The organism is Thalassobaculum fulvum (assembly GCF_014652915.1).
GTDB lineage: Bacteria > Pseudomonadota > Alphaproteobacteria > Thalassobaculales > Thalassobaculaceae > Thalassobaculum_A > Thalassobaculum_A fulvum.
In genome coordinates this window covers 175780-200239 of the sequence record NZ_BMZS01000006.1, presented here as the reverse complement: position 1 = coordinate 200239, position 24460 = coordinate 175780, and the positions used below count along the sequence as shown (strand labels likewise).

Here is a 24460-nt window from a genome sequence, read left to right as displayed (position 1 = left end):
GAGCCGTGGATACCGACGTCGATACCCTCAGCCCGCTGAAGCGTGCCCTGGTCGCGATCGAGGAACTGCGGGCGCGGCTGGCGCGGGCCGAGGGCGGCGGCGAACCGGTGGCGATCGTCGGCATGGGCTGCCGGCTGCCGGGCGGGGTCGACGGGCCCGAGGCGTTCTGGGACCTGCTGCGCGACGGCCGCGACGGGGTCGTCGAGGTGCCGGCCGAGCGCTGGAACGTCGACGCCTGGTACGATCCCGACCGTGCGGCACTCGGCAGGATGAACCTGCGGCGCGCCGGCTTCCTGGCCGGCGGGATCGACCGGTTCGACGCCGAGTTCTTCGGCATCGCCCCGCGCGAGGCCACCGCCATGGACCCGCAGCAGCGGCTGTTGCTGGAGGTCGCCTGGGAGGCGCTGGAGGACGCCGGCATCGCGCCGGACAGCCTCGCCGGCGCTCCCTGCGGCGTGTTCGTCGGGCTGTACAACGACAATTACGGGCTGACCGGGCGCGGCTCTCCCGCGGTCGAGGCGATCGACGGCTGGTCGGCGTCCGGCACCCACACCAGCGTGGCGGCCGGCCGGCTGTCCTACAGCCTCGGCCTGACCGGGCCGAGCCTGGCGGTCGACACCGCCTGCTCGTCGTCGCTGACGGCGGTGCATCTGGCGGTGCGGGCGATCCAGACCGGCGAATGCGCCATGGCACTGGCCGGCGGCGTCCACCTGATCCTCGGGCCGGAGGGGCTGGTCGCCAGCACCAAGCTCGGCGCCACCGCGCCCGACGGCCGCTGCAAGACCTTCGACGCGGCCGCCGACGGCTTCGGCCACGGCGAGGGCTGCGGCTTGGTGGTGCTGAAGCCGCTGGCGGCGGCACAGGCGGCCAGCGACCGTATCGTCGCCGTGATCCGCGGCTCGGCGGTCAACCAGGACGGCCGCTCGAACAGCCTGACCGCGCCGAATGGCCCGGCCCAGGAGGCGGTGATCCGGTCCGCCCTGGCGCGCGCCGGGGTGGCGCCGGGCGAGGTCGGCTACGTCGAGGCGCACGGCACCGGCACAAGGCTCGGCGATCCGATCGAGATCGAGGCGATCGCCGCGGCGCTGGGCGAGGGCCGGACCGACCCGCTGCTGGTCGGCTCGGTGAAGACCAATCTCGGCCACCTGGAGGCCGCCGCCGGCATCGCCGGGCTGATCAAGGCCGCGCTGTGCGTGAACCGGGGCGCGGTGCCGCCGCACCTGAACTTCAGGTCGCTCAACCCGGAGATCGATGCCGGGCCGGTCGATTTGCGGATACCGACCGCGACGGTGCCGTGGGACGGGATCGGCGGCCGGCGGATCGCCGGGGTCAGCGGCTTCGGCTTCGGCGGCACCAACGCCCATGTGGTGCTGGAAGGCCCGCCGGCGGTCGAGCCGGTCGAGGCGACCGCCGGTGCCGAGGCGCTGGTGCTGTCGGCGGCGACCGGGCCGGCGCTGACGGATCTGGCCGGCGCCTGGGCCGACTGGCTGGAGCGGACCGACGCGTCGCTCGCCGACGCCGCCGTGACGGCAGCCACCGGGCGGTCGCATCTCGGGGTGCGGCTGGCGGTCGCCGGCACCGACAGGACGACGGTCGCCTCCGCCCTGCGCAGGGCGGCTCCGGTGACGGCCGGCCGGCCGCCGAGGGTCGCTTTCCTGTTCACCGGGCAGGGCGCCCAGTATCCGGGCATGGCGCGGCAGGCCTACCGGCGCTGGCCGGCGTTCCGGGCGGCGCTCGACCGGCACGCCGCGGTGCTCGATGCCGAAATCGGCCGCTCGTCGCTCGACCTGCTGTTCGGCGACGCGCCGATCGACGACACCGCCCTGGCGCAGCCGCTGCTGGTGGCGGTCGAACTGGCGCTGGCGACGCTGTGGCGGTCCTGCGGCATCGATCCGTCGGCCGTGCTCGGCCACAGCGTCGGCGAGATCGCCGCGGCTGCGGTCGCCGGGGTGCTGTCCGCGGACGACGCCCTGCGGCTTGCAGTGGCGCGCGGCCGGCTGATGCAGTCGCTGCCGACCGGTGGAGAGGCGGGGAGCGGCGGCATGCTGGCGGCGTTCGCGCCGGCCTCGGCAGTGGAGCCGCACCTGGATGCGTCCCTGTCGATCGCCGGGCTGAACGGTCCGGCCAACACCGTGGTCGCCGGACCGGTCGCGGCCCTCGATGCGTTGGCCGGGCGGCTGGGCGAGGCCGGTATCGAGAGCCGGCGGCTGGCGGTCAGCCACGCCTTCCATTCCGCCCTGCTCGACCCGATCCTGCCGGAGCTGGAGCGCATCGCCGGCGGCATCGTCATGAACCGCCCGGCGATCCCGGTGGTGTCCAACCTGACCGGCCGGCCGCACGAGGCCTTCGACGCGGCCTACTGGCGCGACCATGCCCGCCACGCGGTGCGGTTCGAGGACGGGCTGCGCGCGGCCGCCGAAATCGGCTGCGACGTGTTCCTGGAGATCGGCCCGCAGCCGGTGCTGTCCGGCCTCGGCACGGCGGTACTGGAGGACGCCGCGTTCCTGCCGTCGCTGCGCCGCGGTACCGCGGATGACGAGCAGATCGCCGGGACCCTCGGCCGGCTGTACGAGCGCGGGGCGGCGATCGATTGGCGCGCCGTGCACCGGGACGGGCCCGGCCGGCGCTGCTCGGCGCCGACCTACCGATTCCAGCGCCGGCGCTACTGGTTCGACCTGCCGGACGCTTCGGCGCCGGCCCCGGTCGAGACCGCGGCCACCGGCTCAGCCGTGGTCTACGACTTCTACGACGAGCTGACCGTGGTCTCGCGTACCTACGACGCCAGCGCCGCGGCCGGCGACGACCTGGAAGGCCACCTTACCTTCGGGTTCCTGTCCGAGCCGGTGCCGGGGTTCTCCTGGGTCAGGGCGCTGTTCGAGAAGGACGAGGACCCGGCGGCCCACGACCTGTTCCGCCGCACTCAGCGCGCGCTCAAGGACAGCCTGTTCGACGGCGTCGACTTCACCCGCATGCGCCGGGTGTTCGACTACGGCTGCGGCCACGCCGCCGATCTGTGCAGCCTGGCCCAGGCACATCCGCACCTGAAGCTGCAGGGCTTCACGATCTCCGAGGGTCAGGTCCGGGTCGGGACCGAGCGGATCGCCCGGCTCGGCCTGGCCGACCGGGTGCGGGTCCACCGCAACGATTCCAGCGTCGTGCCGTTCCCCGGCAGCTTCGACCTGATCTACGGCTTCGAGGTCACCGGGCTGATCGAGAACAAGGACGGGCTGTTCGACAACGTCGCCGGGCACCTGGCGCCGGGCGGGCTGCTGGTGGTGGCCGACTTCGTGTCGACCGGCGACGCCATCGACAACCCGGACACTCACTCCTTCACGCCGAGCTACGACGACTGGATCCGCCTGTTGAGCAGCCGGCGTCTGCGACTGGTGCGCGCCGTCGACGCCAGCGCCGAGGTCGCCAACTGGCTCGACGATCCGGAGTTCGAGGCCAATGTCGACGCCCTGGTGGCGCGCTTCGGGCTCGGCGAGCTGACCCGCCGGCACCTGCTGTCGAACGGCAACATCGGCCGGGCGCTCAGGGCCGACGTCATGCGCTACCTGCTGCTGACGGCGCAGCACTCGCCTTACGAGGACGAGGCGGCGCTGACGGCGGCCAACACCGCGATGCTACGGGGGGCCATACCCTACCGCGACACGCCGCGGGCCCGCGCCGGCGGGCGGTGGCAGGGCTGGCTGTACGGGGTCGACTGGCGGGACACCCCGGCCGCGACGGCGCTGCCGGCCGCGGCGGAGATCGCCACCGGCCTCGCCGCGTCGGTCGAGCGCGAGCGGGCGGCCCTGCAGGCGTTCGGCGACACCGGGGCGGTGCTCGACCGGCTCAGCCTCGACTTCGCGGTGCGGGCATTCTGCGAGCTCGGCTGCCGGAGCGTCGACGACGCGCGCACGGTTGCGGTGGCGCCGGCGCACGCGCGGCTGCGGGACCGGCTGGTCGCGGTGATTCTGGCGGCCGGGCTGGACGAGCTGCCGGACCCGGGCGACGTCGCCGGGCGGGCGGACCGCGCGGCCGTGGACTATCCGGACGCCGAGGCCGAGCTGGCGCTGCTGCGGCGCTGCGGGCCGGAACTGGCGGCGGTGCTGGCCGGCCGGACCGATCCGCTGTCGCTGCTGTTCCCCGGCGGCAACACCGGCGCGGCCAACCGGCTGTACGAGACCTCGCCGTATTCGAAGGCGGTGCAGCGGCTGGCGGCCGAGGCGGTGGCGGCGCTGCCGCGCGACCGCAGCCTGTCGGTGATCGAGGTCGGCGGCGGTACCGGGGCGACCACGGCGCACCTGCTGGACGCCCTGCCGGCCGGCAGCCGCTACGTCTTCACCGACCTCGGCGCCTCGCTGGTGGCGCGGGCCGAGGAACGGTTCGCCGGGCGCGGGCTGGAGTTCGCGCGGCTCGACATCGCCCGGCCGGCATCGGGCCAGGGCATCGCCACAGGAACCTTCGACCTGGTGGTCGCCGCCAACGTGCTGCACGCCACGCCGGATCTCGCCCGCACCCTCGGGCATGTCCGTGAGCTGCTGGCGCCGGGCGGGCTGCTGCTGCTGGTCGAGAACACCGGTACCCTGAACTGGGGCGACCTGACCTTCGGCCTGACCGAGGGCATGTGGAACTTCACCGACACGACCTTGCGCGACTACGCCCTGCTGCGCCGGGACCAGTGGCGCGCGCTGCTGCCGGGCTGCGGCTTCGGCGACGTGGAGATCCTGACGCCGGGCGAGCCGGATCGTGGCGGCGTCTCGCAGCAATGCGTGATCCTGGCCCGTCGCGAGGAGCAGCGGCACTGGCTGCTGGCCGGCGGCGGGGATCGGGCGGCGGCGCTGGCGGCGGAGCTGGAGCGGGCCGGCGACCGGGTGACCCGCGCCGCGGCCGATGCCGTGCCGGCGCTCGACGGGATCACCGACACGGTGCTGCTGGAGCCCGCCGGCCGGCGCGAGGTCACGGACCAGAAGGCGATCCTCGCCCCGGCGCTGGCGCTGGCGCAGGCGGTGGCCCGGCTGGACACCCCGCCGCGGCTGACCGTGGTGACCGCCGGCGCGCTGCCTGGGGCCGGGCCGGTCGAGCCGGCGCAGGCGACCCTGCCGGGCTTCGTGCGCGCGGTCGCCGGCGAATTGTCCGACGCCCACCCGCGGCTGGTCGATGCCGAGCCGGATATCGAGGCGACTCTCCTGGCGGCCGAGCTGCGGCACGGGCGCGGGACCGAGGTGGCCCTGCGCGGAGACCGGCGGCTGGTCCCGGGCCTGGCGCGCCGGCAGCCGACGCCGGCACCGAACGTGCGGCTCGACCCCGACGGCAGCTATCTGGTCACCGGGGCGTTCGGCGGGCTCGGCCTCGAGGTCGCGCGCTGGCTGGCGGCGCATGGCGCGCGGACCCTGGTCCTGGCCGGGCGCAGCGAGCCGGCGCCGGATGCGGCCGCGGCGGTCGAGGCGCTGTGGAACGACGGCATGACCGTGCTGACCCGGCGCTGCGACGTCGGTGATCGCGCCGAGGTTGCCGCCCTGCTCGCCGACCTGCCCGCACCCCTGAAGGGCGTCATCCACGCCGCCGGTGCGCTGGCCGACGCCGGCCTTTCCCGGCAGAGCTGGGACGGCGTCGAGACCGTGCTGCGGGCCAAGCTGCACGGGGCCTGGAACCTGCACGAGCTGACCCGGGACCTGGCGCTCGACCACTTCGTGCTGTTCTCCTCGGCCGCCGGCCTGCTCGGGCCCGCCGGCCAAGCCAACCACGCCGCCGCCAACAGCTTCCTCGACGGCCTCGCCGCCTGGCGCCGCCAGCAGGGCCTGCCGGCGATCTCGATGGACTGGGGCGCCTGGGCGGAGATCGGCGCGGTGCCGAAGGCCGGGGTCGAGGCGCATGTCGAGCGCACCGGGCTGGTCCACATGGCACCGGACGAGGCGATGCGGGCGTTCGCCTGGGCGATGGCGGCGCAGCCGGAGCAGGTGACGGTCCTGGACGCCGACTGGGCGGCCTATCGCCGGCGGTTCCCGATCGGCGGCGTGCCGACCCTGCTGGCCGGGCTCGGCCGGTCGGTCGCGTCGACCGCGACGGCCCAGCCTGCCGAGGCGGTCGCCGAAACCCTGCGCGCGCGGCTCGCCGCCGCGCCCGCCGGACGCCGGATGGACCTGCTGGGCGACGCGATCCGCGACGAGGCGGCACGGATCATGCGGCACCCGGACCCGGCGGCGATCGACGACCAGCGGCCGCTGCGCGACCTCGGCCTCGACTCGCTGATGTCGGTCGAGCTGCGCAACGCCCTGGTGGCGAAGCTGGACCGCAAGCTGCCGGCGACCCTGCTGTTCGACCACCCGAGCGTGGCGGCGCTGGCGGCGTTCGTCGCTGCCGAGGCGTTGGCCGACCTGTTCGTGACGCCGTCCGCCGGTGCCGGGGCAGGTGATGGCGACGACCTCGTCGGCCTCGACGCCGCCGCGCTGTCCGACCTGCTGGACGCGGAGCTGGGAGGGGCGGCGTGAGCGCGGCGATCGAGGACCAGCTCCGGCGCGCGATCACCACCATCCGGTCGCTGCGCCAGGAGGTCGAGGCGCTGAAGGCGGATCGCCGGCCGGCGATCGCGGTGATCGGCGTCGGCTGCCGGCTGCCGGGCGGGATCGTCGACCTGGACTCGCTGTACGCCGCGCTGATGCGTGGGGCGGACGCGATCGTCGAGGTGCCGGCCGACCGCTGGGACGCCGACGCCTGGTACGACCCGGATCCGGACGCGCCGGGCCGGATGAACACCCGCTGGGGCGGCTTCCTGGAAGGCATCGACCGCTTCGACCCCGGCTTCTTCGAGCTGTCGGCCCGCGAGGCCGCTTCCATGGATCCGCAGCAGCGCCTGCTGCTGGAATGCGCCTGGGAGGCCATGGAGGAGGCCTGCCTCGCCGCCGACCGGCTGAAGGGCAGCGCCACCGGCGTGTGGGTCGGCATCAACGCGTCGGAATACTACGGCATGGGCATCGCCGACCCGGCGGCGATCGACGCCCACGCGATCTCCGGCGGGGTCGCCAGCGTGGCGGCCGGGCGGCTGTCCTACCTGATGGGGTTCAACGGCCCGGCGGTGGCGGTCGACACCGCGTGCTCGTCTTCGCTGACCGCGGTCCACCAGGCGGTGCGGTCGCTGCGCGCCGGCGAGACCGACCTGGCGCTGGCCGGCGGCGTCTACGCCGTGCTGCAGCCGAACCTGACGGTCGGGCTGTCGAAGCTGCACATGATGGCCGCCGACGGCCGCTGCAAATCCTTCGACGCCGCCGCCGACGGGTTCGTCCAGGGCGAGGGTTGCGCCGTCGTCGCGCTGAAGCGGCTGACCGACGCGCTGGCCGACGGCGATCCGGTGCATGCGGTGATCCGCGGCAGCGCCGCCAACCAGGACGGCCGCAGCGGCAGCCTGACGGCGCCCTCCCGAAGTGCCCAGGTGCAGGTCGTGAAGGCGGCGCTGGCCGACGCCGGGCTAGAGCCCGATGCCGTCGGCTATGTCGAGGCGCACGGCACCGGCACCGCGCTCGGCGATCCGATCGAGGTGCACGCGCTGGCCGACGCGTTGGGCCGCGACCGCAAGCGGCCGGTGGTGCTGGGGGCGTTGAAGTCCAACGTCGGCCATCTCGGCCCGGCCGCCGGCATCGCCGGGTTGGTGAAGGCGGTGGCGGTGGTGCGCGCCGGCACGATCCCGCCGAACCTGCATTTCCACGCGTTGAACCCGAACATCGCGCTCGACGGCCTGCCGGCGGTGTTCCCGACCGAGCCGACGCCGTGGCCTGAAGGCGACGGCCCTCGGGTCGCCGGGGTCAGCTCGTTCGGGTTCTCCGGTACCAACGTGCATGTGGTTCTGGAGCAGGCGCCGGAGCCGGCGGCCGCGGAGCACGCCACCGGGCCGGTCGTGCTGGCGGTGTCGGCGCGCGACGAAGCGGCCCTGGCGGAGAGCGTCGGGCGGACCGCCGACGCGCTCGCCGACGGCGTCGACCTGGCGGCGGCGAGCCGGACCCTGCTGCTGGGGCGGCGGGCGTTCGAGAACAGGGTCGCGGTGGTCGCCGGTAACCCGGCCGAGGCGCGCGAGCGGCTGGCCAAGGCGGTCCCGGTGAAGGCGGCGGCCCGGCCGCGGCTCGGCCTGCTGTTCGCCGGCCAGGGCGCCTGGGCCGCCGGGACCGGACGGGCGCTGGCCGAGGCCTTCCCCACTGTGCGCGCGACCCTGGACCGGGCCGAGGCGCTGGTGCCGGGCGTCAGGGCGACGCTGTTCGAGGACGCCTCCGACCGGGCCGACACCGCGAAATCGCAGCCGGCCCTGCTGGCGCTGCAATGGGCGCTGACCGAGCAGCTTCGGACCTGGGGCGTGGAGGCCATCGCCTGCGCCGGCCACAGCGTCGGCGAGATCGCGGCGGCGGCGGCTAGCGGCCTGATCGACTGGGAGGACGCACTGCGGTTCGCGCACCGGCGCGGGCGGCTGATGGGGGCGCTGCCGGCCGGCGGCGCCATGGCGGCGGCGATGCTGGAGCCGGAAGCCGCCGAGGCGCTGGTCGCCGGGACCGGCGGGGCGGTGTCGCTGGCGGCGGTCAACGGCCCACGCTCGGTGGTGCTGTCCGGCGATGCCGACGCGGTGGATGCGCTGACGGCAAGGCTGGAAGCCGACGGCGTGGCGGTGCGACGGCTGGCGGTCAGCCATGCCTTCCATTCGGCGCTCATGGAGCCGGCGGTGTCCGAGCTGCGCACGGTCGCGCCGTCGGGATCCGGCGGGTCGGCGACCCTGGTCTCCACCCTGACCGGTGACGTCGCAACGTCGGTCGACCCGGCGCACTGGGCCCGCCACGCCCGCGAGCCGGTGCGGTTCGCCGATGCTCTCGGGCCCCTGGCGGGGCTCGGCTGCACCAGCCTGCTGGAAATCGGTCCCGGCACCACCCTGCGCGACCTGGCGCGGCCGCAGCTCGGAGGTGTCCACGCGGTCTCGGCGCTCGGCGGGGCTGACGAGCGAACGGCTCTGCTGCAGGCCCTGGCCGACCTGCACTGCCAGGGCGTCGCCGTCGACTGGCGGACGCTGCTGCCGGCCGGGCCGCGGCTGCGGCTGCCGACCTATCCGTTCCAGCGCCGGCGTTACTGGCGCAACACGACGCCTGCGGCGGTGTCCTCGACCGGTGCATGGCCGCCGGGCGAGCGTGTGGTGACGCCGGCCGCCGAGGCGCAGTTCCGGCTGCCGGTCGGGCTCTCCGGGTTCCCGTGGCTGGGCGACCACCGGGTGCATGGGCGGGCCGTGGTGCCGGGGGCGTTCCAGATCGCCTGCCTCGCCGGGGCGTGGCGTCGCGTGAACGGCGACGGTCCGATCGGCATCGCCGACCTGACCTTCGCGCATCCGCTGGTGGCGCCGGAGGAGGGCACGGTCGAGGTCTGGACGTCGCTGGCGCCGGACGGCACCGCGCGGCTGCTGAGCCGCGACGGCGACGGTTGGATCCCCCATGCCGATGCGAGGCTCGGCGCGGCGGGCGGTGCTCCGGCCGCCGCTGACATCGAGCAGGTACGCCGACGCTGTCGCACGGAAATTGCCCCGGACGACTGGCGCGAGCGGCTGGCCGGAATCGGCATCGCGATCGGCCCGGCCTTCGCCGGCATTCGGCGGCTGTGGCGCGGCGACGGCGAGGCCCTGGCCGAGGTGCGGCTGCCGGACGGGCTCGCGGCGCCGACCGACGGGCTGCACCCGGCGCTGCTCGATGCCTGCCTGCAGGTGGCGGGCGGCACCCTCGCCGACGACCTGGCCGGCGAGCCGCTGCTGCCGGTCGGCATCGACCGGGTCGCGCTGTTCGGCCCGGCGGCCGGCCCGCTGTGGGTGCACGCGCGGGGTTCCGGCAAGGGCGAGGTGATCAGCACCGACCTGACGGTCTGCACCGAAGACGGCACGGTCGTCGCCACGATCGAGGGCCTGCACGTGCGCCGCGCGCCGGCCGGGCTGCTGCGCGGCGGGGCGGCGTCGCCGCTGTTCCATGCCGTCGACTGGCGCGAGGCCGAACCGCCGCAGGCAACCGTGGGAGGCCGTGTGGTGGTCGTTACCGCGGACCCGGCAAATGGGAGGACCTTGGCGGCGGCCCTGGGCGACCGGGCCGTCGTGATCGCCGATCCCGCCGACCTGCCGGTCCTGCAGGACGGCGATACGGTCGTCGACCTGACGGCGTGGGGCGAGGACGGCGATGCGTCCGGCGTGGCCCACAGCCTGGCCCTGGCCCGGCGAATCCTGCACGGCGCGGCGCGACCTTCTTTAATCGTGGTCACGCAAGGGGCGGTCCTGGACGGCCCGCGGCCCTGGCAGGCGGCACGTTGGGGGCTGGCGGCGACCCTGGTGCTGGAGCATCCGGAGCTGCGGGTCCGGCGGGTCGACGCCGATACCCTCGACGCCGTCGCGGCCGAGCTGGCCGGCGCGGACGGCGAGGACGTGGTCGCCTGGCGAAACGGGTCCCGGCTGGTGGCGCGGCTGACCGCGCGGCCGTCGGCGCTGACCGGGCGGCCGGCATTGCGCGGCACCGCGCTGGTCTCCGGCGGGCTCGGCGGGGTCGGTCGCCGGCTGGCCGGCTGGGCGGTGGATCGAGGGGCCGAGGCCCTGGTCCTGGCCAGCCGTAGAGCCGGTCCGGAACAGGTCGAGATGCTGTCAGCCGAGTTCGGCGTGCCGGCGCGGGTCGTTGCCGCCGACGTGTCGACCGAGGCCGGCGTGGCGGCGATGCTGGCCGCCGCCGACGGGCTGCCGCCGCTGCGAACCGTCGTCCACGCCGCCGGCGTGCAGGCGCCGGGGCTGCTGGCGGAGCTCGGCGAGGCGGACCTGCAGGCCGCGCTGGCCGCCAAGGCGACAGGGGCGGAGCTGCTCGACCGCGCGACCCGCGGGCTGGAGTTGGACCACTTCGTGCTGGTGTCGTCGATCGCCTCGGTGCTGGGGGCGGCGGGCCAGGGCGGCTATGCCGCCGCCAACGCCTTTCTCGACGCGCTCGCACGCAGGCGCCGGGCCGAGGGGCTGCCGGCGCTGTCGGTCGCCTGGGGGCGCTGGGCCGCGGCCGGCATGGCGGGAGAGCTGGACGAAGCGGCCCGGCAGCGGGTCGAGGCGCTCGGCATCCTGGCGATGGACGACGCGGCGGCGCTGCAGGCCCTCGACCTCGCTCTGACCGGCGGGCTCGTCGACCCGGTGGTCGCCGCCGTCGACTGGCGCCGCCATGCCGCGCGGCACCCGTCCGGCCGCACGCCTCCGCTGCTGGCATCGCTGGCCGGCAGTGCGGTGGCCGAGCCGGCGGCCGACGGGCTGCTGGAGCGGCTGCGCGAGCCCGGATTGGCCAACGGCGAGCGGGCATCCGTCCTGCGCGACTGGATGGCCGGCGAGGCGCGGCGGATCCTGGGGGCCGAGGCGGCCGGGGTCGATCCCGACCGGCCGCTGGTCCAGCTCGGCCTCGACTCGCTGATGGCGGTCGAGCTGCGCAACCGCCTGAACGCCGGGCTCGGCCGGGCGCCGTCGATCGCCCTGCTGCTGGGCGGCGCATCGCTGGCCGAGGTGGCGGAGCGGCTGGCCGGCGAGGCGGCGCCGGCGGCCGAGCAGACCGAGTGGGAGGAGCTGACGCTGTGAACGGCTCCGACCTCCCGAACCCCGCTGATCTTACCGCCGGCGAGCTGCTCGAGGACTTCGCGCGCCGCGGCGTCACCATCGCGCTCGATGGCCAGGGCCTCAGCATCCGCGCGCCCAAGGGCGTGCTGACCGACGCCGACAAGCGCACCCTGGCGCTCAACAAGGAGCGCATTCTGGCGCGGCTGCGTGCCGGCGGCTCGGACGACTTCCCGCTCACCGACGTGCAGCAGGCCTATTGGGTCGGCCGCCGCTCGGTAGCGCTCGGCAATGTCGGCTGCCACGCCTACCGCGAGTTCGCGGCCGACGACCTCGACATCGGGCGGCTGGAGACGGCCTGGCGCCGGCTGGTGGCACGCCACGACATGTTGCGCGCAATCGTCACCGAGGACGGCCGGCAGCGGGTGCTGGCGGAGGTGCCGGACTACCGGATCGACGTGCTGGACCTGCGCGGCCGGCCGGATGCCGAGGCCCGGGCGGCGGCGCTGCGCGAGACCATGTCGCACCACGTGTTCGAGCCGGCACGCTGGCCGCTGTTCGACATCCGGGTGACCCGGCTGGACGGCGAGGTCCGGCTGCACATGGGCATGGACCTGCTGATCGCCGACGCCGCCAGCATGCTGCAGTTGTACCGGGAATGGGGCGCTTTGTACGCCGATCCGGACGCCGCCCTGCCGCCGGTCGGGCGGCCGTTCCGCGAGTTCGTGACCGACGCGGCGCCGGACCCGGCCGAACAGGCGCGGGCCGAGGCCTACTGGACGCCGCGGTTGGCCGAGCTGCCGGGTCCGCCGGAGCTGCCGCGGGCCGGCGCGACCGAGGGACCGCCGCGCTTCGCCCGCCACAGCCTGATCCTGGACGGGCCGACGTGGCGCGCGCTCGGGGACCGGGCCCGCGACGCCGGCGTCACCCGCGCCAACCTGCTGATCGCGGCCTACGCCGACATCCTGGCGGCCTGGAGCAAGACCCAGCGCTTCCTGCTGACCCTGACCACCTTCAAGTCACCGCCCGGCTTCGAGCGGACGGTCGGCGACTTCACCTCGACCCTGCTGCTGGAGGCCGACGCCCGCGCCGCCACCTTCCGCGACCGCGCGACCGCCCTGCAGGCGCGGCTGGCCGAGGACCTCGACCACGACGCCTGGAGCGGGGTCCGCGTGATCCGCGAGCTGGCGCGCCGGCGGCACGGCGCGGTCGACTCGATCCCGGTGGTGTTCACCAGCGCGCTCGGCCACCGCGGCGAGGGCGAGGCGGCGCTGCCGATCGGCTGGCTCGGGCGCACCGTGCACGCCATCACCCAGACCCCGCAGGTCTGGATCGACCACCACGCCATCGAGGACGGCGACGACCTTGTGCTGTCCTGGGACGTGCTGGAGGGGATGTTCCCGGCCGGCATGGTGGAGGCGATGTTCGCCGCCTACGGCCGGCTGCTGCGGGCGCTGGCGGCGGGCGACGAGGCCTGGTCCTGGCCGCTCGGCCGGCATCTGCCGGCGGAGCAGGTCGAGCGCCGGGCCCGGGCCAACGCCACCGACGGGCCGCTGCCGCAGGGCTTCCTGCAGGACGGGTTCCTCGACTGGGCGGCGCGCCAGCCGGACCGGCCGGCGGTCGTCACCTCCTCGGTCAGCAAGACCTATGGCGAGCTCGCTGGCCATGCCCGCGCCGTGGCCCGGCAGGTGCGGGCGCGCGGGATCGGCCGCGACCGGCTGGTGGCGGTCGCCATGGAGAAGGGCTGGGAGCAGGTGGCGGCGGTGCTCGGCGTCGTCATGGCCGGGGCCGCCTACCTGCCGGTCGATCCGGCGCTGCCGGAGGCCCGGCGCGGCTATCTGGTCGAGAACGGCGGGGCGACCCTGGTGCTGACCCAGTCTCGGCTGGTGGGGGCGCGGCTGGCCGGCGTGGCCTGGCCGGCCGGTGTCGACGTGGTCGCGGTCGACACCCTGCCGCCGGTCGACGAGCCGGTGCCGCCGCTGGCCGACGCCGATCCGTCGGACCTCGCCTACGTGATCTTCACCTCGGGCTCCACCGGACAGCCGAAGGGCGTGATGATCGAGCATCGAGCTGCCCTGAACACCGTCGCCGACATCAATCGGCGCTTCGGGATCGGGGCCGGCGACGCGGTGCTCGGCCTGTCCTCGCTCAGCTTCGACCTGTCGGTCTACGACGTGTTCGGCCTGCTCAGCTGCGGCGGCCGGCTGGTACTGCCGGAGCCGGCGCGGCTGCGCGACCCCGGCCACTGGCTGGAGCTGATGCAGGCCCACGGGGTGTCGGTCTGGAACACCGTGCCGCAGCTCCTGGCGATGCTGGTCGAGCACGGAAGCGACATCGGCCCGGCCCTGCGGGTGGCGATGCTGTCGGGCGACTGGATCCCGCTCGGCCTGCCGGCGCGCATCAAGGCGCTGGCCAGCGGGGTGACGGTGTACGGGCTCGGCGGCGCCACCGAGGCGTCGATCTGGTCGAACTGGTTCCGGGTCGAGCGCATCGAGCCGGAGTGGCGCAGCATCCCTTACGGTTGGCCGCTGGCGAACCAGCGCTTCCACGTGCTGAACAAGGCGCTGGAGCCGGCGCCCGACGGCGTGCCTGGCCGGCTGTTCATCGCCGGCGCCGGGCTGGCGCGCGGCTACTGGCGCGATCCCGAGCGCACGGCGGCGAAGTTCGTCATCCACCCGCGCGGCGGCGAGCGGCTGTACGAGACCGGCGACCACGGCCGCTACCTGCCCGACGGCGCGATTGAGTTCCTCGGGCGCGAGGACGACCAGGTGAAGGTCCGCGGCCACCGCATCGAGCTCGGCGAGATCGAGGCGGCGCTGGCCGCCCATCCGGCGATCCAGGCGGCGGTGGCGGTCGCCTGGGGCGAGCCGCGCGGCGAGCGGCGGCTGGCGGCCTACGTGGTCGCCGACGACGCCCCGGCGCCGGATCCGAAGAAGGCGGCCGAGCAGGCGGCGAGGCTGGCGTTACTGCTGGAGCGCCCCGCCGTCCGCAAGCCGGCGCCAGGCGCCAACGCCCGGATCTCCCTGCCGGGTGCTGAGCCCGACGAGGAACTGTGGCACCGCCGCCGGTCGGTCCGGCGGTTCGACGCTGGGCCGGTGCCGCTGGAGCGGCTGGCTGCGGTGCTTGCGCAGTTGCGCCCGCGGCCGGCCGGCGTCGGACGCCTGCCGAAGTACCGCTACCCGTCAGCCGGCTCGAGCTACCCGCTGCAGGTCTGGGTGCTGGCCAAGCCCGGCCGGGTCGAAGGCCTGGACGGCGGCCTGTACTACCACCACCCGGAACGCCACGACCTGGAGCCGGTGGACCCGGACGCCGCTCTCGCCGCCGAGGCGCATGCCGAGACCAACCGGGCGATGGCCGAGGCGTCGGCCTTCATGATCCTGCTGGTCGCGCACTACCCGGCGATCCGGCCGCTGTACGGCGACCGGTCGCGCGACTTCTGCCTGCTGGAGGCCGGCGGCATCGGCCAGTTGCTGGCGGAGACCGCCGTCGGCGCCGGGCTCGGGCTGTGCCCGGTCGGCGTGCTCGACACCGCAGCGGTCGACCGCTCGCTCGACCTCGGGCCGGACCGCGAGCTGGTCTACGCCCTGGTCGGCGGCGTGCCCGACGGCTCGGACGACGACACCGCGGTACCGGCGGCAGTGGCCGACCTGGCGGAGGTTCTGCGGGACTGGATGCGCGACCGGCTGCCCGACTACATGGTGCCGGAGTCCGTCCAGCGCCTGGACGCCCTGCCGCTGACCGCCAACGGCAAGGTCGACCGCGCCCGCCTGCCGCAACCGGTGGCCGTCCGCCCCGCCATTGCGTCGGCGGCGGCCGAGGGCGCGCTGGAGGAAACCCTGGCCCGGGTGTTCGGCGAGGTGCTGGCGGTACCGGAGGTAGGCCGCGACGACGTGGTGTTCGACCTCGGCGGCACCTCGGTGCACATGGTGCGGATCCACCGCCGGCTGGAGCAGGCGCTCGGGCGCAGCATCGACATCGTCGACCTGTTCCGGTTCCCGAGCGTGGCCGCGCTGGCCGGGCATCTCGGCCAGGGCGGGTCTGGGGGGATCGCGGCCGATGCCGTGGCGCGCGGGGCGGCCCGCCGGGCGGCGCGGCGCGAGGAGCCGTCGTCATGAGTGCGGCCGGGAAGATCGCGATCGTCGGGATGAGCGGCCGGTTCCCAGGCGCGTCCGACGTCGCCGCCTTCTGGCGCAATCTGCGGACGGGACATGACGCGATAACCACGCTCGGCGCCGAGGACCGGGCCGCCGCCGGCATCGCCGAGGCCGAGTGGAACGACCCGCGCTATGTCCGGGCCACTCCGGTACTCGACGGCGTCGACCGCTTCGACCCCGGCTTCTTCGGCCTGAACGCCGAGCAGGCCGAGCTGCTGGACCCGCAGCACCGGCTGTTCTTCGAGTGCGCCTGGGAGGCCCTTGAGGACGCGGCGATCGTGCCGGAGCGGTTCGCCGGCCCGGTCGGGGTGTTCGCCGGCTGTGCCATCAGCTCCTACCTGCTGTTCAACCTGCTGCCCGGCCTGCGGGCCGGCGCCTCGCCGGCGACCCTGCTGGCGATGATCGGCAACGAGAAGGACTACCTGGCCAGCCACCTCGCCTACCTGCTCGGCCTGCGCGGCCCCAGCGTCGGCATCCAGACCGCCTGTTCGACCTCGCTGGTCGCGGTCCACACCGCCTGCCAAAGCCTGCTGGCCGGCGAGTGCGACGCGGCCCTGGCCGGCGGCGCCAGCGTGCGGGTGCCGCACCGGGTCGGCTACCGCTACGAGGACGGCTCGATCCTGTCGCCGACCGGGCGCTGCCGCAGCTTCGACGCGGCGGCCGACGGCACGGTGTTCGGTTCCGGCGTCGGCGTCGTGGTGCTGCGCCGGCTGGCGGACGCGCTGCGCGACGGCGACCCGGTGCACGCGGTGATCCTCGGCTCGGCGGTCAACAACGACGGCGCCGCCAAGGCCGGCTACACCGCCCCCGGGGTCGACGGCCAGGCGGCCGTGGTCGCAGAGGCGCTGGCGGTCGCCGGGGTCGAGCCGGCCGGCATCGGCTACGTCGAGGCCCACGGTACGGCGACGCCGATCGGCGACCCGATCGAGATCCGGGCGCTGACCCAGGCGTTCGCCGGGGTGCGGCCGGGCACGGTGGCGCTCGGCACCGCCAAGGCGTCGGTCGGGCACCTGGAGGCGGCGGCCGGGGTGACCGGGCTGATCGCCGCCGCCCTGGCGGTGCGCGAGGGCGTGGTGCCGCCGGTGGCGCATTTCCGCGAGCCCAACCCGCTGCTGCGGCTGGGCGAGACGCCGTTCGTGCCGGCCGGCGTCGAACGTCCGTGGCCGAAGGCTGGTATCCGACGGGCCGGGGTCAGCTCGTTCGGGATCGGCGGCACCAACGCCCATGTGGTGCTGGAGCAGGCACCGGAAGCGCCGGCCGTGGCCAAGTCGTTGGGGCCGTTCGTGGTGGCGGTGTCCGGGCGCGACGAGGCCGCCCTGGCCGAGGCCGTTCGGCGGCAGGTCGACGCGCTCGACGTCGATGCCGACCTGGCGGCCGTGGCGCGGACCGCGCTGCTCGGCCGCCGGGCGTTCGGGCAGCGGGCGGCGGTGGTGGCGCGGACCCCGGCGGAAGCGCGCGAGCGGCTGGCATCGGCAACGCCCGTCGCCGCAGCAGACCGGCCGCGGCTCGCCCTGCTGTTCACCGGCCAGGGCGCCTGGAAGCCTGGTGCCGGGAGGGCGCTGGCCGCGGCGTTCCCGGTGGTCCGCCAGACCCTGGAGCGCGCCGAGGCGCTGGTCCCGGGGGTCAGGGCGACGCTGTTCGAGGACACCGCCGACCGCGCCGATACCGCCCGGGCGCAGCCGGCGCTGGTCGCGCTGCAGTGGGCGCTGACCGAGCAGCTTCGGGCCTGGGGCGTCGAGCCGGCGGCCTGTGCCGGCCACAGCGTCGGCGAGATCGCCGCAGCGGCGGCGAGCGGCCTGGTCGGCTGGGAGGACGCCCTGCGGTTCGCCGCCGCGCGCGGCCGGCTGATGGGCGGGCTGCCGGAGGGCGGCGGCATGGCGGCGGCGATGCTGGAGCCGGCGGCGGCCGAGGCGCTGGCGGCGGAGCTCGGCCTGTCGCTGGCGGCGGTCAACGGCCCGCGCTCGGTGGTGCTGTCGGGCGCGGCGGCGGCGCTGGATGCGGCGCTGGTTCGGCTGGAGGCCGACGGCGTGCCGGCCCGGCGCCTGTCGGTCAGCCACGCCTTCCACTCGGGACTGATGGAGCCGGTGCTGGCGGACCTCGCCGCCGTCGCGCCACGGGGCGCCGGCAGCACTGTAAAGCTGGTGTCGACTCTGACCGGCGGCGTGGTCGAGGCGGTCGACCCGGAGCACTGGTGCCGGCACGCGCGCGAGCCGGTGAAGTTCGCGGACGCGCTGTCGACCCTGTCAAGCCTCGGCTGCACCGGCCTGGTGGAAATCGGGCCCGGCACCACCCTGCGCGACCTCGCCCGGCCGCAACTCGACGGCGTGGCCGCGACCTCGGCGCTGAGCTCCGGCGACGAGGTCGAGGCGCTGCTGCAGGCGGTGGCGGACCTGCATTGCCAGGGCGTGCCGGTCGACTGGGCGGCGGTGCTGCCGGCGGGCTCGCGGACCCGGCTGCCGACCTACCCGTTCCAGCGCAGGCGCTACTGGCGCGACCGGCCGGCTGCGGTGCCGGTTGCCGTCGGCACTGGCCTGCTCGGTAGCGAGATCGAGACCCCGCTGGCCCGCCGGCTGTTCGCGACCACCCTGACCCCGGCGTCGCCGGCCTGGCTCGGCGAGCATCGGGTGCAGGGGCGCGTGGTGCTGCCGGCCGCCGGGTTCGCGGCGATGGCGCTGGCGGTCGGTGCCGGGTCGCTGGGTGCGACCCAGATCGAGGCGCTGCTGGAGGTGCCGGAGGGTGGCGTCGCGGTCCAGACCGCGGTCGACGAGGACGGCACGGTGACGGTGCACGCCCGCACCCCCGACGGCTGGCGCCGGCACGCGACGCTGGCATCGGGATCGGCGGAAATGCAGGGCACGGTGGATATCGATGCACTCCGGGGAAGGTCCGGCGAGCCTGTCGACGCCGAGGCGTTCTACGGCCGGATGGCCGAGGACGGCATCGCCCTCGGCCCGAGCTTCCGATTGCTGAGCGAAATCCGGGCCGGCGCCGGCGAGGCGGTGGCGCGGGTGAGCGTGCCGAACGGCGATGCGCCGGTTCCCGCGCCGCTGCTCGATGCGATGTTCCAGACCCTGGGGGCCGTGCTCCAGCGTACCGACGCGCCGGGGCACCTGCCGACCGGGTTCGACGGGCTGGCCGTCGATGCCGGGGCCTTGGCGGGTGCCGGCGAGCTGTGGTGCCATGCCCGACTGCGCGACGGCACGGCCGATGCGCTGGTCGGCGACCTGGTGCTGGCGCGCGCCGACGGGACGGCGGTTCTCCGGGTCGACGGCCTGGTGTGCAGGCCGGCGGCGGCCGGCGAGGCGGTGCGGCGTCACCTGTACCGGCCGGTCTGGGTGCCGGCCGATCCGCGCGGCCTGCCGAAACCAACAGAGGTGGCGGCCGGGATTGTGTCGGCGGCCGACCTGTCCGACTACCAGGGCTTCGGCGAGGCGGTCGACGCGCTGTGCGGCGCCTATGTGGCGCAGGCGTTCGCCGGTCTCGGCGCACGGTTCGAGCCCGGTACGCATGCGGCGGTGACCGGCGTCGCGCCGGCCTTCGACCGGCTGCTGCCGCGGCTGTGGGCGATGCTGACGGTGGACGGCGTCGTCGACCGCTCGCACCGGGTGCTCCGGCGACCGGACGCCGACCCCGACGCCCTTCTCGCCGACCTGCGGGCCCGCTTCCCCCGGCAGGCGGCCGAGACCGCGATGCTGGCGCGCTGCGGCGCGGCGCTCGCCGAGATCCTGGCCGGCCGAACCGATCCGCTGACGGTGCTGTTCGGTGGCGGCGACGCCGAGGGACTGTACGGCGAGTCGCGCTATGCGACCGCGCTGAACGGCCTGGCGGCGGCGGCGCTGGAACGCGGAGTCGGCGACAGGACCGGCCTGCGGGTGCTGGAGATCGGCGGCGGCACCGGCGGCACCACGCGGCACCTGCTGCCGGTGCTGGACGGCCGTACCGCCGAGTACCTGTTCACCGACGTGTCCGCCGGATTCCTGGCCGCCGCCGAGCGCAGCTTCGGCGACCACGCGGGCTTCCGCACCGGCGTGCTCGACGTCGAGCGCGATCCGGCCGGGCAGGCGGTCGAGGCCGGCGGGTTCGACCTGGTGGTCGCTGCCAACGTGCTGCACGCGACCGCCGATCTCGCGGTCGCCGTTCGACATGCCGGCTCGACGCTCGCCCCCGGCGGCTGGCTGCTGCTGGTCGAGGGGCTGCGTCCGTCGCGCTGGCTCGACCTGACCTTCGGTCTGACATCCGGCTGGTGGCGCGCGACCGACCGGGAGCTGCGGCCCGACTACCCGCTGATCGACGCCGGGGCCTGGCGCCGGCTGCTGGCCGAGGCCGGGTTCGACGACGTGGCGGTGCTGACCCCCGGCGAGGGGCGCCTCGGCGAGCAGGCGGCGATCGTCGCGCGCAAGGCCCCGGCGGCCGCGGCGGCGACTGTGTGCCGGGCGGCGCTCGGCTCAGACGATCCGGCGGCGGCGGTGCTGCCGGCCCTGCAAGGCGCGGCCGGGCGGCTGGTGGTGGTCACGCAGGGCGCCCACCGGCTGCGGCCGTGGGAGGACGCCGACCCGGCGCAGGCCGCCGTACTCGGCCTCGCCAAGGCGGCCGGGCTGGAGCGGCCGGCGACGGCGATCCGGCTGGTCGATCTGGACCCGCTCGACCACGATCCCGAGACGACCCTGGCGGAAGAGGCGGCGATCGACGACGGCGAGATCGAGGTGGCGTGGCGCGACGGCCGGCGCATGGCGGCGCGGCTCGACCGGCTGCCGGCCCCCGCTTCGCTGCCCGACGTGTTCCGGCTGGCCCAGCGCGAGCCGGGGCGGCTCGACAGCCTGGCGATCGAGCAGGCCGAGCGTCCGGAACCGGGGCCGGGCGAGGTCGTGGTCCGGGTGCAGGCGGCCGGCCTGAACTTCAAGGACGTGCTGACCGCCGCCGGGCTGGTGCCGGGCGACGGCCGGTTCGGCGGCGAGTGCGCCGGCGTGGTCGCGGCGGTCGGACCGGGCGTCGCGGATCTCCGGGAAGCCGACCGGGTGGTGGCGGTCGCCGGCGGCAGCCTGGCCAGCCACGTCATCGTGCCGGCGGCGCGGGTCGCGGCGATCCCGGACACCCTGACGGTCGAGCAGGCGGCGGCGATCCCGGTCGCCGGCTTCACCGCCTGGCACGCCATGCAGGAACTGGCGGCGGTCAAGCCGGGCGAGCGGGTGCTGATCCATGCCGCCACCGGCGGGGTCGGGCATTTCGCGGTGTCGATGGCGCTCAAGGCTGGGGCCGAGGTGCTGGCGACCGCGGGCAGCGCCCGGAAGCGGGCGCATCTGCGCCGGCTCGGCGTCGCCCATGTGTTCGACTCGCGCTCCACCGGTTTCGCGGCCGGGGTGATGGCGGCGACCGGCGGCGCCGGAGTCGACGTGGTGCTGAACAGCCTGACCGGCGAGGCGATCCCGGCCGGGCTGTCGGTGCTGAAACCGGGCGGCCGGTTCGTCGAGATCGGCCGCACCGGGGTGTGGCCGGCCGACAGGGCGGCGGCCGAGCGGCCGGACGTGAGCTACTGGGTGGTGTCGCTGGACGCGGTGTCGGACCGGGAAGGCGGACGGCTGTTGCACACTGCCGTCGACGCCGTCGCCGACGGCCGCATGGACCTGCCGCCGCTGACGGTGCTGCCGATGGCCGAGGCCGGCGAGGCGTTCCGGCTGATGCAGCGCGCCGGGCACCTTGGCAAGGTGGTGCTGACGAACCCGGCGCCGTTCCGGTTCCGCACCGACCGTTCGTACCTGATAACCGGCGGCCTCGGCGGGCTCGGCCTCGCGGTCGCCGACTGGGCGGTGCGCAAGGGCGCGCGGCACCTCGTCCTGGTGTCGCGGCGCAAGCCGGATGCCGATACCGCTGCCCGGCTCGACCGGCTGCGGGCGGCCGGCGCCGAGGTCCGCACCGTCGCCGCCGACGTGTCCCGGGTGGCCGAGGTCGAGCGCGTGCTGTCCGGCATCGCCGCCGGTTCGGCGCCGCTCGCCGGGGTGTTCCATGCCGCCGGGGAGCTGGACGACGGGCCGCTCGCCGAGATGACGCCTGCGCGCCTGCACAGGGTCATGGCGGCGAAGATCGACGCGGCGCGGCATCTCGACCGGCTGTGCGGGCCGCTCGACGCGTTCGTGCTGTTCGGCTCGGCTGCCGGGCTGCTGGGGTCGCCGGGCCAGGCCAACCACGCCGCCGCCAATACCGCGCTCGACGCGCTGGCCGAGCGGCGGCGGGCGCACGGGCTGCCGGCGGTGTGCATCGCCTGGGGGCCGTGGCGCGACGTCGGCGCCGCCGACCGGCTGGGGATCGCCGATCGGCTGGCCGAGACCGGCATGGGCACGCTGTCGCCGGCCGAGGGCATCGCCGCCCTGGAGGCCGCGCTCGACGCACCCTTTGCCCGGGTCGCGGCCCTGCCGATCGACTGGCCGGCCCTGCGCCGGCATTTCGGCGACACGGTGCCGGCGATCTTCCGCAAGCTGGTCGAGCCGGCGCCGGCGCCGGCCGAAGCACCCGTTGCCGCGCCGGCGCCCGCCACCGATCTGCGCGCCGAGCTGGCGGCCCTGCCGGCGGCCCGCCGGGTCGAGCGGATGGCCGTGCTGGTCGAGGCCGAGGCGCGCTCGCTGCTGGCGGTCGGCGGCGCGGTGCCCCGTGACCGGCCGCTGAACGAGCTCGGCCTGGACTCGCTGATGGCGGTCGAGCTGCGCAACCGGCTCGGCGCGCTCGCCGGCGAGGCGCTGCCGGCGACCCTGCTGTTCAACTACCCGACGGTCGCGGCCCTGGCCGGGCACCTGGTCGAGCGCCTGCTCGGAGCCGAGGTTGCCGAGACCGCGGCGGACGACGGCATCACCGTGGTGGAAGAGGAGGAGATCCTGTCGCTGAGCTCGGAGGATTTGGATTCGATCCTCCGGGAGATGGAAGACAGGCACCTCGCGTCATGAACGACATTGACCTCCGCGAGAAGGACCTCCGCGAGAAGCAGCGCACGGTCCTGCTGCTCAGGCAGATGCAGGCCAAGCTCGACGCCGCCGAGCGGCGCGCGCGCGAGCCGGTCGCGGTCATCGGCATCGGCCTGCGCATGCCCGGCGGGGCCGAGGACGCTGACGCGTTCTGGGACATGCTGGAGGCCGGCACCGACGCGGTCACCGAGGTGCCGCCGGAGCGCTGGGACGCCGACACCTACTACGACCCGGACCCGGACGCGCCCGGCAAGATGAACACCCGCTGGGGCGGGTTTCTGCGCAATGTCGACCGCTTCGACGCCGAGTTCTTCGGGGTGTCGCCGCGCGAGGCGGTGTCGATGGACCCGCAGCAGCGGCTGGTGCTGGAGACCGCGTGGCGGGCGCTGGAGCATGCCGGCGTGCCGCCGCAGTCGCTGGCCGGCAGCCGGACCGGCGTGTTCCTCGGGATCTGCACCAGCGACTACGCCCGGCTCGGCGACGCTTCGGGTACGCTCGGCGCGCTCGACACCTATTCCGGCACCGGCGGCGCCTGCGGGGTGGCGGCCGGCCGGCTGTCATACACCCTGGGCCTGCAGGGGCCGAGCCTGGTGGTCGACACTGCCTGCTCGTCCTCGCTGGTCGCCACCCACCTGGCGGTGCAGAGCCTGCGGCTCGGCGAATGCCGGCTGGCGCTGGCCGGCGGCGCCAACCTGGTCCTGCTGCCGGACGGCACGGTGACCCTGTCGCGGCTGCACATGATGGCCCCGGACGGCCGCTGCAAGCCGTTCGACGCCGCCGCCGACGGCTTCGTGCGCGGCGAAGGCTGCGGCGTGGTGGTGCTGAAGAAGCTGGCCGACGCCCGCGCCGACGGCGACCGGGTGCTCGCGGTGATCTCCGGCAGCGCGGTCAACCAGGACGGCCGCTCGTCCGGGCTGACCGCGCCGAACGGCCTCGCCCAGGAGCGGGTGGTGCGCGACGCGCTGGCCAATGCCGGCCGCAAGCCCGCCGAGGTCGCCTATGTCGAGGCGCACGGCACCGGCACCGCGCTCGGCGACCCGATCGAGATGAACGCGTTGGCCGCGGTCATGGCCGAGGGTCGTACAGACCCGCTGGTGGTCGGCTCGGTGAAGGCCAATCTCGGCCACCTGGAGGCGGCGGCCGGCATCGCCGGACTGATCAAGGCGATCGGTGTGGTCCGCCGCCGCAGGGTGCCGCCGGTGCTGCACCTGAAGACCCTGAACCCGCACATCCAGCCGGGCGCCTGTCCGCTCGAGGTGCCGTCGGCCCCGGCGACGCTGCCGGACGGGGCGACCGTTGCCGGGGTCAGCTCGTTCGGGTTCTCCGGCACCAACGCGCATCTTGTGGTCGAGGCGGCGCCGGCCGAGGAACCGGCGGCGGTGGCCGGCCGGCCGGTCGAGGTGCTGCCGCTGTCGGCCCGGTCGCCGGAGGCGCTTGGCGAGCTGGCGGCGGCGGTGGCGGCCTCGCCGGCCCTGGCCTGGTTCGGCGACGCCTGCTTCAGCGCCGCGACCGGCCGCGGCGCCTTCGAGCACCGGCTGGCGGTCGTGGCGGCGGACGGTGCCGAGGCCATTGAGGCCCTGACGACCGCGCAGCCCCGCGAGGCCGGGTCGCCGCGCATCGCCTTCCTGTTCTCCGGCCAGGGCGCGCAGCTCTCCGGCATGGGCCGGGCGCTGTACCAGACCGAGCCGGCGTTCTGCGACGCCATCGACCGCTGCGCCGCCGTGCTCGACCCGCTGCTGGGGCGCCCGCTGACCGCGCTGCTGTTCGAGGGCGGGGCCGATCTCGACCGCACCGAATTCGCC

The 24460-nt window shown here is 75.5% G+C and carries 5 protein-coding genes and 2 pseudogenes (1 of these 7 cut by a window edge); all 7 read left to right on the top strand.

The genetic code is table 11. The features are described 5' to 3' along the window. The first annotated feature begins 5 nt into the window (after positions 1 to 5). On the top strand, positions 6 to 6476 hold the full coding sequence (locus IE246_RS14370; protein WP_189990771.1) for a type I polyketide synthase: 6471 nt from the start codon (positions 6 to 8) through the stop codon (positions 6474 to 6476). After that, positions 6473 to 11578 carry a type I polyketide synthase gene (locus IE246_RS14365; RefSeq protein ID WP_189990770.1) on the top strand — a complete coding sequence of 1702 codons (5106 nt, stop codon included), beginning with the start codon at positions 6473 to 6475 and terminating at the stop codon, positions 11576 to 11578. The genes IE246_RS14370 and IE246_RS14365 overlap by 4 nt, the downstream gene beginning before the upstream one ends. Then, positions 11557 to 11751: pseudogene (locus IE246_RS28300) on the top strand (TubC N-terminal docking domain-related protein); the annotation flags it as partial. The gene IE246_RS14365 and the pseudogene IE246_RS28300, both read left to right, overlap by 22 nt. Positions 11752 to 11784: 33 nt before the next feature. Further along, a pseudogene (locus tag IE246_RS28295) lies at positions 11785 to 12693 on the top strand (condensation domain-containing protein); the annotation flags it as partial. 255 nt (positions 12694 to 12948) lie between these two features. Next, the gene (locus IE246_RS14360; RefSeq protein WP_444545906.1) at positions 12949 to 15669 is read left to right on the top strand and encodes an amino acid adenylation domain-containing protein; all 2721 of its coding nucleotides are present in this window, start codon (positions 12949 to 12951) and stop codon (positions 15667 to 15669) included. Then, positions 15666 to 22640: a type I polyketide synthase gene (locus tag IE246_RS14355; protein ID WP_189990768.1), complete on the top strand. Its 6975-nt coding sequence runs from the start codon at positions 15666 to 15668 to the stop codon at positions 22638 to 22640. The genes IE246_RS14360 and IE246_RS14355 overlap by 4 nt, the downstream gene beginning before the upstream one ends. Next, a protein-coding gene (locus IE246_RS14350; protein ID WP_189990767.1) for a type I polyketide synthase crosses the window boundary here: on the top strand, positions 22637 to 24460 show its start. Its footprint extends 10302 nt past the window's final position; the window shows 1824 of its 12126 coding nt (coding positions 1-1824); the start codon lies at positions 22637 to 22639; the stop codon falls past the right edge of the window. Before IE246_RS14355 ends, IE246_RS14350 begins: the two co-directional genes overlap by 4 nt.

What these genes read in the sequence shown, in the direction of transcription:
- IE246_RS14360 (WP_444545906.1), top strand. Translation starts at nt 12,949, where the DNA reads ATGTTCCCGGCCGGCATGGTGGAGGCGATGTTCGCCGCCTACGGCCGG.
- IE246_RS14355 (WP_189990768.1), top strand. Translation starts at nt 15,666, where the DNA reads ATGAGTGCGGCCGGGAAGATCGCGATCGTCGGGATGAGCGGCCGGTTC.